Origin of the sequence: Weizmannia sp. FSL K6-0777 (assembly GCF_038593185.1) — a bacterium.
In the GTDB taxonomy this organism is placed as follows: Bacteria; Bacillota; Bacilli; order Bacillales; family Bacillaceae_C; genus Weizmannia; species Weizmannia faecalis.
Genome location: NZ_CP151971.1, coordinates 2143314 through 2156046, shown reverse-complemented (window position 1 = coordinate 2156046; position 12733 = coordinate 2143314). Strand labels below are relative to the sequence as shown.

At 47.4% G+C, this 12733-nt stretch carries 11 protein-coding genes and 1 tRNA gene; 11 read left to right on the top strand and 1 reads right to left on the bottom strand.

Annotation, left to right across the window (positions count from 1 at the left end):
- The first annotated feature begins 50 nt into the window (after positions 1 to 50).
- From NST70_RS10315 to NST70_RS10300, 4 genes are all read left to right on the top strand, one after another.
- Positions 51 to 659: an XTP/dITP diphosphatase gene (locus tag NST70_RS10315; RefSeq protein WP_014097828.1), complete on the top strand. Its 609-nt coding sequence runs from the start codon at positions 51 to 53 to the stop codon at positions 657 to 659.
- Positions 656 to 1165, top strand: a complete 510-nt coding sequence (locus NST70_RS10310; RefSeq protein ID WP_179234490.1) for a metallophosphoesterase — start codon at positions 656 to 658, stop codon at positions 1163 to 1165. Before NST70_RS10315 ends, NST70_RS10310 begins: the two co-directional genes overlap by 4 nt.
- A 184-nt stretch (positions 1166 to 1349) precedes the next feature.
- Positions 1350 to 1423, top strand: a tRNA-Arg gene (locus NST70_RS10305).
- 533 nt (positions 1424 to 1956) lie between these two features.
- Positions 1957 to 2370: a hypothetical protein gene (locus tag NST70_RS10300; RefSeq protein WP_233896578.1), complete on the top strand. Its 414-nt coding sequence runs from the start codon at positions 1957 to 1959 to the stop codon at positions 2368 to 2370.
- A 238-nt stretch (positions 2371 to 2608) separates the two neighbouring features.
- On the opposite strand, the gene NST70_RS10295 is transcribed toward NST70_RS10300, so the two are convergent.
- Positions 2609 to 2905: a hypothetical protein gene (locus tag NST70_RS10295; RefSeq protein ID WP_014097831.1), complete on the bottom strand. Its 297-nt coding sequence runs from the start codon at positions 2903 to 2905 to the stop codon at positions 2609 to 2611.
- Between the two features lie 134 nt (positions 2906 to 3039).
- Between NST70_RS10295 and NST70_RS10290 the strand changes: the two genes are divergently transcribed.
- From NST70_RS10290 to yihA, 7 genes are all read left to right on the top strand, one after another.
- Positions 3040 to 3483 carry a YndM family protein gene (locus tag NST70_RS10290; protein WP_014097832.1) on the top strand — a complete coding sequence of 148 codons (444 nt, stop codon included), beginning with the start codon at positions 3040 to 3042 and terminating at the stop codon, positions 3481 to 3483.
- Between the two features lie 139 nt (positions 3484 to 3622).
- On the top strand, positions 3623 to 4615 hold the full coding sequence (locus NST70_RS10285) for a tetratricopeptide repeat protein (protein ID WP_014097833.1): 993 nt from the start codon (positions 3623 to 3625) through the stop codon (positions 4613 to 4615).
- A gap of 163 nt (positions 4616 to 4778) precedes the next feature.
- A complete protein-coding gene (tig, locus tag NST70_RS10280; protein ID WP_328229448.1) occupies positions 4779 to 6065 on the top strand; it encodes a trigger factor in 1287 nt (428 codons plus the stop codon).
- 368 nt (positions 6066 to 6433) lie between these two features.
- Positions 6434 to 7702, top strand: coding sequence for an ATP-dependent protease ATP-binding subunit ClpX (gene clpX, locus NST70_RS10275; RefSeq protein WP_014097835.1), 1269 nt, complete (start codon positions 6434 to 6436; stop codon positions 7700 to 7702).
- 291 nt (positions 7703 to 7993) lie between these two features.
- Positions 7994 to 9631 (top strand): ATP-dependent protease LonB, encoded by a 1638-nt coding sequence (gene lonB / locus NST70_RS10270; RefSeq protein ID WP_061565531.1) that lies wholly within the window; start codon positions 7994 to 7996, stop codon positions 9629 to 9631.
- A gap of 43 nt (positions 9632 to 9674) precedes the next feature.
- Entirely contained in the window at positions 9675 to 11999 is a 2325-nt protein-coding gene (gene lon / locus NST70_RS10265) for an endopeptidase La (RefSeq protein WP_061565532.1), read from the top strand.
- Positions 11996 to 12580 carry a ribosome biogenesis GTP-binding protein YihA/YsxC gene (gene yihA / locus NST70_RS10260; RefSeq protein WP_014097838.1) on the top strand — a complete coding sequence of 195 codons (585 nt, stop codon included), beginning with the start codon at positions 11996 to 11998 and terminating at the stop codon, positions 12578 to 12580. Before lon ends, yihA begins: the two co-directional genes overlap by 4 nt.
- Positions 12581 to 12733 lie beyond the last annotated feature (153 nt).

Genomic DNA, 12733 nt, shown 5'->3' with positions numbered 1-12733 from the left:
TTATTTGTATCGTGCATACATAATACATTTCCTTTAAAAGGGGGAGAAAATTGGCGGCTGTTTTGATTGCAACAAAAAACAAAGGTAAAGCAAAAGAATTTGCAGCTTTATTTTCCCGGTTCGAGCTCGAGGTGAAAACGTTTTTGGATATGGAAGGCGCACCGGACGTAGAGGAAACGGGGAAAACGTTTGAAGAAAATGCGATTTTAAAAGCGGAAGCGGCGGCCAATGCATACGGCATGATGGCAATTGCCGATGATTCGGGGCTTATGATCGATGCGCTTGGCGGCAGGCCGGGGGTTTATTCTGCACGCTATGCAGGGAAAGAGAAAAATGATGAGGCAAACATCGATAAGGTGCTTTCCGAGCTTGAAGGGGTACCGGATGAAAAACGTACAGCTTCTTTTTATTGTGCACTTGCGGTTGCCCGCCCTGGAAAAGAAACATTTACGGTGTCCGGGACGCTTCAGGGAAGGATCACGCGGGAAAGGATCGGAGAGAACGGATTCGGGTACGATCCCATTTTTATGCTTCCGTCCGGCAAAACGCTTGCCCAGCTTTCTGCCGAAGAAAAAAATAAAATCAGCCACCGTGCCCATGCACTGGCAAAACTTTCGGATGCACTGTATTCGATTTTAGGGGAGGAAGGCAAAAAATGAAACTGCTGATTGCAAGTGACAGCCACGGACTTACGGAAGAGCTGATCGAGCTTAAACGGCGGTACGGCGGGGAAATGGACGCGATGATCCATTGCGGCGATTCGGAGTTGCGAGCGGACGAGGAGGCCATCCGGGACTTTTTAACCGTGCGCGGCAATTGCGATTATGAGCGGAAATTTCCGCTTGATATCACGAAAGAAATTGGGGACAGCAAAATATTTGTCACCCACGGCCACCATTATAATGTAAAAATGACCCTGTTGAATTTGTCTTATAAAGCAAAAGAAGTGGGGGCGGATTTTGTTTTTTTCGGGCACTCCCATATTCTCGGTGCCGAGCTGATTGAAAATACTCTTTTCCTGAATCCCGGCAGCCTTTTGATGCCAAGGGGCAGGACGGAACGGACGTATGCGGTTGTGGAGAAAAACGGAAATACGATCCGAGTTTCCTTTTATACGGACAAGCACTGCGAACTTGAGGATTTACGCCAGGAATTCTCGTTATGACGCCGGGAACTCCGGCTGCAGAGCAAGGCGGGTACGAAGCCGGGCCAATCCGGTTGCGGAAACCGCTGCCTGCTGCTGCACCCGCCCGTTGCAGGAAAAAATCGTGTTTTTTTCAAATTCATGATTGACATTTGCCCGCCTGCTGATTAAAATGATATATGTTCGTAACAAACCATTTTAAAATGTCCCAGTAGCTCAGCAGGATAGAGCATCGGCCTTCTAAGCCGCAGGTCGGGGGTTCGAATCCCTCCTGGGACGTATGCACGTCCAGTTAGGACAAATAGAGGTCTTAAAGATGCTTGAAAATGCTGTTATATCAACTTTTTCAAGCGTTTTTAATTTTTCTGAGAAAAGTTCAAAAAGGTGGGTTTTGATTTCGTTTTACACATTTTTTACACAAGCCGCATCGCCTTTCTGAATGCTTGCTGAACCGGAAAGGGCAGGACAGAATGAGGGTTGTCCACTATGAGAACACCAAACGGATCAAACCTTACCTGGAATGGCAAAACAGGCCTGCTTGATGTCCAACCACGAAAGAATATGCTGGAATCCGGCGCGAAGAAGGGAAAGACTCAAAGAAGAAAGGATACAAAAAGAACGTAATCCACTCCATCAAAATGTTTAGGGAAGCTACAGAATCCGAACCGATCGCTAGAATGCCCGATGATCTATTTGAAAAAATCAAAAGAATCCTGCGGAAAATAGAGCAAGGGTATGAATGTTTCCAAATCGGAGAAGGGAAGAGGTGAATAAAGCTGATTAGCTATAGAAGAGAGGTTAGATTAAGGGATTTGGAAATATATATGCTATATAATGACAATGTTTCTATGGGATATTTAATTATCGAGGATTTAAGAAGGCCACTAAACGAAAGCGAGCTTCAACTCTTGCCATTTCGTACAATGGATGAAGAGGATATTGACGATGTCAAGAATACAATTAAAATAGATATCGTATTAGATGGGGATGATTATAGTAGTGAAGAGCGGGGGATCTTTGAAGAATTTGCAATGGATTTAGTAGACGGGAAGCCCCATTGTGCTTACTTATGTAAAACACATGTCAATGAAAAATTTTTCTATGAACGTCCTGTGGACCCTGGCCCTGCAGATTATCAGAAATTATTGGAGTTAGTGGAATCTGGTTTTAATATTTCTGATCATATTTTTGATCACGAGCATTTGATGCATTTATCTCAAGATTGAAATAAGACGACGGCGGCAAAAAGGCCGTCTTTATTTTTATTGCGATGCATGTGGGATACTCTCGGTGTGGACATCTGTTTGTAAGGGGGACAGTCAAGAGCAAGGGTGTCTATTGGGAGATGGGAGTTGAAGGAAGCGAAGGGGTCGCCTGGGACGTAGCACATAACCGCAAAAAGGCCGGGCAGCAAGGAAAAACCTTGTGACCCGTCCTTTTGTGTAAAAAGGGTGTAAAGAGCCGTTATGATTTTTTCCCTTCTTTTTCCAGTTCTTTCATTTCTTTGTGGGTTTGCGGAAATCCGTTTGCGATCCATTCGGAACGGTATGTGGAGTCCAGCTGTGTGAGCCCTTTTTCTTCCGGTACTTTGTCCGCATCCACACTTTCCATTTGGTCGATTTTTTTGCTGTTTCTCATATCCGTATCTTCCCACGTTTCAGCCGAATCTTTTTGCCGTTTATTGCAAGCGGCCATGACCAGCACGGCTCCCCCGGCGGAAAGCAAAGTGCCTGAAATCAGATTCATCATTGACCTTTTCATCGAATCCCTCCGTCATGTGTAGACTTGTTATTCATTACCCCTTTTTTCTTCTTTTAAATCATCCCATCATGTTTCAATCCTTTTTCATTTGGACAAACTATAAGTAAAACTGCCTGTTTAAGGGAGGAATTGAAATGCGAAATGCAATCGTTTTACTGGCAAAATTTATCACGTGCATTGTCGCTTTTGCGGTTGCGCTTGATCTCTTTTTCGATGCGACGATCACAGACATTTTATCGTTCAGCCTGCTTGTCACAATAGTGTCTTATGTTGTTGGAGATGTGCTCCTTTTGCCACGCATTGGGAATTGGAAAGCAACCGTTGTTGATTTTTTGCTTGTTTATGCCAGTGTCTGGATTTTCGGGAACGTCGTGCTTGACAATTATTTGCAAATTGCATGGGGCAGCTTCATTGCCGCCTGCCTGATTTCGGCTGCGGAAGTGCTCGTGCACAGGTTTTTGCATCATGATGCCCCAAGCGCTGAAAACACGGCAAAAAGGCAAAATCAACGCCTTGCTTATGGCACGGAAATGGCTGAGGAAGAGGACATTCACGATATCAGACCGGACAAGAAATAAGCAAGCCGGACACGGAAGCTTTATGGCTTTCTGTGTTTGGCTTTTTTCATAATAGAAAGCCCCCTGGCAGTATAAACCCTTTGCAAAAAAACCGGTTCATGCTACACTAGTGACGATCTAAAAAAAGGCGGAATGGACAATGAAAAACGGAAAAAGCAATGTGGTGCCGTTCCCCCGTCTGAAAGAACGCCTCTTGGAGCGGGGACTCGAATCCATCAGCCAAAAAGAATATAAAGAAGCTGCCGCGCTGCTTCGCCAGGCACGCCGGCTTGACCATGACGATGGGGAAATCGGGACCGCCTACATGATTGCGCTCTATGAAGCCGGCGATTATGAAGGGGCGAAAGAACAAGGCAGACAAATGCTTCGTGAAGGAAACGGTGACTACTTCGAAATCCTCGATCTGTTTCTCATGATTCTTGTCCAGCTCGGTGAACATGAAGAAATCAGCAGTACCTTGCGCGCTCTGCTGGAAGAAAAAGAAGCCCCACCGGACAAGCTGGATCATTATGAAAAACTGCTCGCTTTCAGTGAAAAGCGGATGCAAATGCCAAAACCAGAACGGGAGCCCGAGCATACGGGCCGTAAGCTTTTTGAAACCGGGGACCAGGAAGAACAAATCTTGCGGGTTTCGCATCTTGTGCATGAAAATATCCGGCCGTATCTCGATGAAATCCGGGCATATATCCGGGATCCGGACAAACATCCGTTTATCCAGACCCTTTTGCTGAACGTTTTAAAAGAACAGGGGATCACGGATGAATTCGAGGTGCAAAAACTCGGCAAGGCTGGCGCCGTAAATCCCGCGCATCTTTTGCCGATTTTTGAAACGCAGCTGTATAATCTTTTGATTACGCGGCTTTCAAGGGATGTCGAACAAAAAAATCCGACACTTTTTGCTCAGATTAAAACGGTTTTGGACCGGCATTTTTTCCTGCTGTACCCGTTTGAACCGGAGCCGGAAGATCCCGCGCTGTGGACGGCTGCCTACTACAGCATGGGCCTGAAGCTTTTCGGGCAGGAAGCGTATTTTGATAAAATCGCGATGTACTATTCGGTGGAGCCGGATACCTTGCTTGAGGCCGTCCGCTATCTCGAAAGCCTTGAGGAAATTTCTTTGCCGAATCTGTAGGCTCATCATTGAAAGACAAAAAAGCTATGTTATAATTAAATGGTTGTAAACTGTCTTTTTTCAATCCGTATTTGAAAAAAGCAATAGACAAGGGAATCAGGAAACAGACCCGGTCTATTTCCTATTATTACATTATTATTTATAGATTGTTGGAGGGAAAGGTATGTCAGCAAAATGGGAAAAAACTGAAGGAAACCAGGGGATCCTGACAGTTGAAGTAGATGCTGAAACGGTTGATAAAAGTCTGGATAAAGCCTTCAAAAAAGTAGTGAAACAAATCAATGTCCCGGGTTTCCGGAAGGGCAAAATCCCGCGTCCTTTATTTGAAAAACGTTTCGGTGTAGAATCTCTTTATCAGGATGCACTGGATATGATCGTGCCTGGCGAATACGAAAAAGCGATCGAAGAAACCGGTATTGAACCGGTTGATACGCCGAATATCGATGTCGAACAAATGGAAAAAGGTAAACCGCTAATCTTTAAAGCGACTGTTACCGTGAAACCGGAAGTGAAACTTGGCGAATACAAAGGCCTTGAAGTCGAAAAACCGGATACAGACGTAACGGACGAAGACGTGGAAAAAGAATTGAAGAAATTGCAGGAACGCCTTGCCGAACTCGTGATCAAAGAAGACGGCGAAGCGGAAATGGGCGACACGGTTGTCATCGACTTCGAAGGATTCGTTGACGGCGAAGCGTTTGAAGGCGGATCTGCGGAAAACTATTCGCTTGAACTTGGTTCGGGCAACTTTATCCCAGGTTTTGAAGAACAATTAGCAGGCGTAAAAACCGGCGATGAAAAAGAAATTGAAGTTACTTTCCCGGAAGAATACCACGCTAGTGAACTTGCAGGCAAAAAAGCTACTTTCAAGGTGAAAGTCCATGAAATCAAAGCGAAACACCTGCCTGAACTGGACGATGAATTCGCGCAGGATGCGGATGACGAAGTGGAAACGCTGGATGCATTAAAAGAAAAAATCCAAAAAGATTTAAAAGAATCGAAAGAACATGCAGCAAAACACGCGGTTGAAGATGCAGTGGTCGAAAAAGCTGCGGAAAATGCAGAAATGGACATTCCAGAAGCGATGATCAATACGGAATTAAACCGCATGCTGCAAGAATTCGAACAAAACTTGAGTGCCCAGGGGCTGAACCTCGAACTTTACTATCAGTTCTCCGGCCAGAATGAAGAAGCGCTCCGCAATCAGATGAAAGAAGATGCGGAAAAACGCGTCCGCTTTAATCTGACGCTTGAAGCGATTGCCAATGCGGAAAACCTTGAAGTATCCGATGAAGAAGTGGATGAAGAACTGAAGCGCATGTCCGAAATGTACGGCATGTCCGTTGACGATATCAGGCGGGTGCTCGGTTCTACGGACGGCATTAAAGCCGATCTGAAAGCGCGCAAAGCGATCGATTTTCTTGTGCAAAACAGCAAAACTGTTGCATAATATAAATAGAAATACAAGGCACGGCACTGGCTCGTGTCTTGTTTTCTAACCTGCGGGCTGTGCCAAAAAATACATAGAAGCCCATACTGTAAGATAAGCGCACCAGAAACTTAGCCGATGCAATTTTTCAGGATGGAGAAGCATATTCGTCTGGTTTTTGGGAAAATCTGGAGTAGACAGGAATTTTACATATGCATGGAGAATGGTATAAGCAGTTTATTTCCTGCCGGCATCGTTTTGTGATACAATCCATATACAAATCACAGCAAAAGGGGTTTGTATAATGGTAAGCGGGAGTCATGAAGGGTCCCTGTTATTTCGGGAACTGCCAATGGAATGGAAGAAGTACAATATAAGGGGTGAATGGAATGTTCAAATTCAGCGATGAAAAACAGCAGTTAAAATGTTCTTTCTGCGGAAAATCGCAGGACCAGGTGCGAAAATTGGTCGCTGGTCCGGGTGTGTATATATGTGATGAATGTATTGAATTGTGCACGGAAATTGTTGAAGAAGAATTTGGCACAGAAGAAGAAGTGGAATTCAAAGACATTCCGAAGCCGCATGAAATCCGTGAAATTCTTGCGGAATACGTGATCGGCCAGGAACAGGCGAAAAAATCGCTTGCGGTTGCCGTTTATAACCATTATAAACGGATTAATTCCAACAGCAAAATCGATGAAGTCGAACTGGCAAAAAGCAATATTTGCTTAATCGGGCCGACAGGGAGCGGGAAAACGCTGCTTGCGCAAACGCTGGCACGCATTTTAAATGTGCCGTTTGCGATTGCCGATGCCACATCGTTGACGGAAGCTGGCTATGTCGGGGAAGACGTCGAAAATATTTTGTTAAAGCTGATCCAAGCAGCTGATTATGATGTGGAAAAAGCGGAAAAAGGTATCATCTACATTGATGAGATTGATAAAATTGCCCGTAAATCGGAAAACCCTTCGATTACGCGCGATGTTTCCGGCGAAGGCGTGCAGCAGGCGCTCCTGAAAATTCTGGAAGGCACGGTTGCGAGCGTTCCGCCTCAAGGAGGGCGCAAACATCCGCACCAGGAATTTATCCAGATTGACACAACCAATATTCTGTTTATTTGCGGCGGTGCGTTTGACGGCATCGACCAGATCATTAAACGCCGCCTCGGCAAAAAAGTGATCGGTTTCGGCACCGATTTAAAAAATGACGAACTCGATGAACAATCGCTCCTGAAGCACGTACTGCCGGAAGATTTGCTTTCTTTCGGGCTGATTCCGGAATTCATCGGCCGCCTTCCGGTCATTGCTACTTTGGAACAATTGGATGAAGAGGCATTGATTAAAATTTTGACCGAACCGAAAAATGCGCTGGTCAAGCAGTATAAAAAAATGCTGGAACTCGACCATGTAGAATTGGAATTTGAACAGGATGCGCTGAAGGAAATCGCGAAAAAAGCGATCGAAAGAAAAACGGGTGCACGCGGCTTGCGTTCCATTATTGAAGGCATTATGCTCGATGTCATGTTTGACTTGCCGTCCCGGGAAGATATTGAAAAATGTATTGTTACAAAAGAATCCGTCCTGGACAAAGAATTCCCGAGGCTCGTGCTGAAAGACGGCACAGTCATTGAAGGCAGCGACCAGACAAAATCGGCATAAATAAGCGGAGCCGGGCTGCCCGCCGGCAATCCGGCGTGAACATTCTTTTTTGAACAGGAACCGGTCTAAGGCAGCAGGGCTAAATTCCTGGTATTGGCACAGCGCCGGAAAAATGAGAGGCGAAGCAGAATAAAGAAGCAATGGGCGAGCGGTGCGCTTGCCCTTTTTTCTTCCGCCCAGCCGTTCCTGGTTTTCAGAAATCCCCGTTTATTCCCTCCGGCAGCCGGAGATACTAGGTAAATAAGGAAGCGGCATGATCAGGCTGCAACTGAAATGCTTGGAGGGAACAGGATGAATTGGACGGGGATTGCCTTATTGATCCAGCTATTTTTCGGGATCATTATCGGGCTTTACTTTTGGAACTTGCTAAAAAGCCAAAAAACACAAAAAATTACGATAGACCGCGAATCAAAAAAAGAAATGGAACAGTTGCGGAAACTACGGGAAATTTCTTTATCTGTGCCGCTTTCGGAACGCGTCCGCCCGGCAGCATTCGCGGATATTGTGGGCCAGGAAGACGGCATTAAAGCACTGCGGGCGGCACTTTGCGGCCCAAACCCGCAGCACTGTATCATTTACGGGCCGCCCGGTGTCGGCAAAACGGCAGCGGCCCGCCTTGTGCTTGAGGAAGCTAAAAAAAATCCGAAATCCCCTTTTCAACGTGACGCTGTTTTTGTTGAACTGGATGCCACAACAGCCCGCTTTGATGAGAGGGGCATTGCCGATCCTTTAATCGGTTCCGTGCACGACCCGATCTACCAGGGGGCGGGCGCCATGGGGCAGGCCGGCATCCCGCAGCCGAAACAGGGTGCGGTCACCTCTGCCCACGGCGGCGTCTTGTTTATTGATGAAATCGGGGAATTGCATCCGATCCAAATGAATAAATTATTGAAAGTACTAGAAGACAGGAAAGTTTTTTTGGAAAGTGCGTATTACAATCCCGAAAACCGGGAAATTCCACATCATATCCATGATATTTTTCAAAATGGACTACCTGCAGATTTCCGGCTGATCGGCGCAACGACCAGAACGCCGAAAGAAATTCCGGCTGCCATCCGTTCGCGCTGCATGGAAGTGTTTTTTCGCGAACTTGACCGCGGTGAAATTAAACAGGTTGCAAAAAAAGCAGCTGATAAAATCCATATGGCAATCAGCGAAAACGGGCTGGACATTTTGGCGCAATATACGCAAAATGGCAGGGAAGCGGTCAATATGGTGCAAATTGCTGCAGGGCTTGCAATCCAGGAAGGACAGGATTTTATCCGGGAGGAGGACCTGGAATGGGTGGCAACAGCCAGCCAGTTGTCGCCGCGCTATGAGAAAAAGGCCCCTGAACAGCCGGCTGCAGGGCTTGTTAACGGGCTTGCCGTAACCGGTCCGAACACAGGGATGCTGCTTGAAATTGAAGTAGCGGCCATTCCGGCAAAAGAAAGGGGCAGCGTCAACATTACCGGGATTGTGGACGAAGAGAGTATTGGCGGCGAAGGGAAATCGGTCCGCAGAAAAAGCATGGCAAGAGGTTCCGCCGAAAACGTCATTACTGTTTTACGGACGATGGGTGTCCCCGCTGACCAGTATGACCTCCATGTCAATTTTCCGGGCGGGATTCCGATTGACGGCCCTTCCGCCGGGATTGCGATGGCATGCGGCATTTATTCCGCCATTTATAAAATTCCTGTTGACCAGACAGTAGCCATGACAGGGGAAATCAGCCTGCACGGCAAGGTCAAACCGGTCGGCGGCGTGTATGCCAAAATAAAAGCAGCAAAACAGGCAGGAGCCAAAACGGTGATCATTCCTGCCGAAAACATGCAGGCCACGTTCAAGGAAATCACAGGCATTGCGATCGTTCCGGTCCGGCAGCTGGAAGAAGTCCTGGATATCGCATTAAAGAAACATTTTAACGACAATGCGCTCATAGGGGGTTAATGGACAGGCCCCCTAAAAGACGTATCAAGATAGGGGTGCTGAGATGACAACACAATCCGCATACACAATTCCTTTGCTTCCTTTACGGGGGATTCTTGTGTATCCATCGATGGTTTTGCACTTGGACGTCGGCCGGGACTACTCTGTCCAGGCCCTTGAAAACGCCATGATGCATGGCAGCGAAGTTTTCATGACGACACAAAAAGACGTTTCCATCGAAGAACCAAAACAGGAAGATTTATACCAAACCGGAACGCTCACAAAAGTGAACCAGATGATGAAACTGCAGAACGGGACCATCCGGGTGCTCGTGGAAGGCGTGCGGCGCGCAAAAATCGTCTCTTTTGAAGATGAAGGCACCTTTTATTCCGTCGAAGTCGAAACATTTGATGAGCAGTTTCGGCCGGATGCTGAAACGGAAGCGTTGATGCGCACGATGCTCGAATTTTTCGATCAGTACATCAGCCAGTCGAAAAAAATTTCGGGTGAAACCTTCCAGGCGGTCTCCGATATGGAAGACGGGGGCAAGGCGGCCGATATTATCGCATCCCATTTGCCGCTCCGCCTTCCGCAAAAGCAGGACATTCTCGAAACGATTGATATAAAAGAAAGAATACGAAAGCTGATCGGGCTGATCAAAAATGAACAGGAAATTTTGCAGCTTGAAAAAGAAATCAGCCAACAAGTGAAAAAGTCGATGGAGCGGACGCAAAAAGAATATTATTTGCGGGAACAAATGAAAGCCATCCAGAAAGAACTCGGGGATAAAGAAGGCAAAACGGCGGAAGTGCATGAGCTGCGCGAAAAAATTTTAAATGCCGGCATGCCCGAGCATGTGGGCAATTCCGCATTCAAAGAATTGGACCGGTATGAAAAAATCCCGGCCGCTTCGTCTGAAAGCGCGGTGATCCGTAACTATTTGGACTGGCTCATCACACTCCCGTGGTCGAACGCCACAGAAGATGATCTCAACGTCGCGAAAGCGGAAAAGATTTTGAACGAAGACCACTACGGCCTTGAAAAAGTAAAGGAGCGCGTCCTTGAATACTTGGCGGTGCAGCAGCTGACCCGGTCGATCAAGGGGCCGATCCTTTGCCTTGCCGGGCCTCCGGGTGTCGGGAAAACGAGCCTGGCACGGTCAATCGCAAAATCTTTGGGCAGAAAATTTGTCCGCGTTTCGCTCGGCGGTGTAAGGGACGAATCGGAAATCCGTGGCCACCGGAGAACGTATGTCGGCGCGATGCCGGGGCGGATCATCCAGGGCATGAAAAAAGCCGGCACGATAAATCCGGTTTTTTTGCTCGATGAAATCGATAAAATGGCCAGCGACTTTCGCGGCGACCCCTCAGCCGCAATGCTTGAGGTGCTCGATCCGGAACAGAACCATGCGTTCAGCGACCATTTTATTGAAGAGCCGTATGATTTGTCGAAAGTGATGTTTATTGCAACGGCCAACGATCTGTCTGGGGTTCCCGGCCCTTTGCGCGACCGGATGGAAATCATTTCGATCTCCGGATATACGGAATTGGAAAAAATTGAAATTGCCAAGACCCATCTGCTCCCTAAGCAAATAAAAGAAAACGGGCTTGCTCGCAATCAGCTGAGGATGGATGCGGAAGCCCTCCGCCTGATCGTGCGCCGCTATACACGCGAAGCAGGCGTGCGCGGCCTGGAACGGAGATTGGCCGAAATTTGCAGGAAAACGGCGAAAATCATAGTATCAGGGAAAAGGAAACGGGTCACGGTCTCAGCAAAAAATATCGTTGACTTTCTCGGGAAGCCGCTTTTCCATTACGGGCAGGCCGAGATGGAAGACCAGATTGGCGTAGCGACCGGGCTTGCCTACACGACCGTCGGTGGCGATACGCTTCAGATCGAAGTGTCGCTTTCACCGGGGAAAGGAAAGCTGGTCCTGACCGGAAAACTCGGTGATGTGATGAAAGAGTCCGCTCAGACCGCCTTCAGTTTTGTCCGCTCCAAAGCGGAAGCACTCGGGCTTGCGCCTGATTTCCATGAAAAGTATGATATTCATATCCACGTTCCGGAAGGCGCTGTGCCGAAAGACGGCCCTTCTGCCGGGATCACGATTGCGACCGCCCTGATTTCCGCACTGACGAAGCATGCCGTGCATAAGGAAGTCGGGATGACAGGCGAAATCACCCTGCGCGGCAGAGTACTCCCGATCGGCGGATTGAAGGAAAAGTCGCTCGGCGCACATAGAGCGGGGCTGAAGAAAATTATTATTCCGAAAGAAAATGAGAGAGATTTGGATGACATTCCGGAAAGCGTGCGCGGTGATCTCCATTTTTACCCGGTCACGCATATGGATGAAGTCATTGAAATTGCCATTGCAGGTGAGGAGAAATGAAAGTAACGGAGGCAGAACTGGTCATCAGCGCGGTGCGGCAGGAGCAATATCCGGAAGGGCATTTGCCGGAAATTGCGCTTGCCGGACGGTCAAATGTGGGAAAGTCTTCCTTTATCAATAAAATGATCAACCGTAAAGCCCTTGCCAGAACCTCTTCCAAGCCGGGGAAAACCCAGACGCTGAACTTTTACAAAATCGAAAACAAATTATACTTTGTCGACGTTCCCGGCTACGGGTTTGCGAAGGTGTCGAAAAAAGAACGGGAAAAATGGGGCCGGATGATTGAGACGTACATGACGTCAAGAAAACAGCTGAAGACGGTCGTGCTCATTGTCGATGTCCGGCATCCGCCGACAAACGATGACTGTTTGATGTACAATTTTTTAAAGTACTATAAAATCCCGTGTATCGTCGTTGCCACAAAAGCTGACAAAATCCCGAAAGGCAAATGGGCATCTCATTTGAAAACAGCAAAAGAAACGCTGAATCTGGAAAAAGAAGACGAAATCATTTTATTTTCATCTGAAACAGGAGAGGGAAAGGACAAAGTGTGGGCTTCCCTGATGGAAAGAATTAAGTGAATAAAGCCCGGGGCCAGCATGCGGGCACCGGGCTTTTCTGCAGGATCCGGATCTAAAATCGTATTTTTTAGCGGTCCGGCCCCGGAAAATGCCGGTAATGAGCGCCTGGTTGTTTTTTTGGGCGCGCGGGGCTGTTTGGGTACTTGGCTTTTC

Bases quoted from the DNA above. Each gene is read 5' to 3' on its own strand.
- NST70_RS10310 (WP_179234490.1), top strand. From the start codon at position 656: ATGAAACTGCTGATTGCAAGTGACAGCCACGGACTTACGGAAGAGCTG.
- NST70_RS10295 (WP_014097831.1), bottom strand. From the start codon at position 2,905: ATGAAAAGGTCAATGATGAATCTGATTTCAGGCACTTTGCTTTCCGCC.
- NST70_RS10290 (WP_014097832.1), top strand. From the start codon at position 3,040: ATGCGAAATGCAATCGTTTTACTGGCAAAATTTATCACGTGCATTGTC.
- NST70_RS10285 (WP_014097833.1), top strand. From the start codon at position 3,623: ATGAAAAACGGAAAAAGCAATGTGGTGCCGTTCCCCCGTCTGAAAGAA.
- tig (WP_328229448.1), top strand. From the start codon at position 4,779: ATGTCAGCAAAATGGGAAAAAACTGAAGGAAACCAGGGGATCCTGACA.
- clpX (WP_014097835.1), top strand. From the start codon at position 6,434: ATGTTCAAATTCAGCGATGAAAAACAGCAGTTAAAATGTTCTTTCTGC.
- lonB (WP_061565531.1), top strand. From the start codon at position 7,994: ATGAATTGGACGGGGATTGCCTTATTGATCCAGCTATTTTTCGGGATC.
- lon (WP_061565532.1), top strand. From the start codon at position 9,675: ATGACAACACAATCCGCATACACAATTCCTTTGCTTCCTTTACGGGGG.
- yihA (WP_014097838.1), top strand. From the start codon at position 11,996: ATGAAAGTAACGGAGGCAGAACTGGTCATCAGCGCGGTGCGGCAGGAG.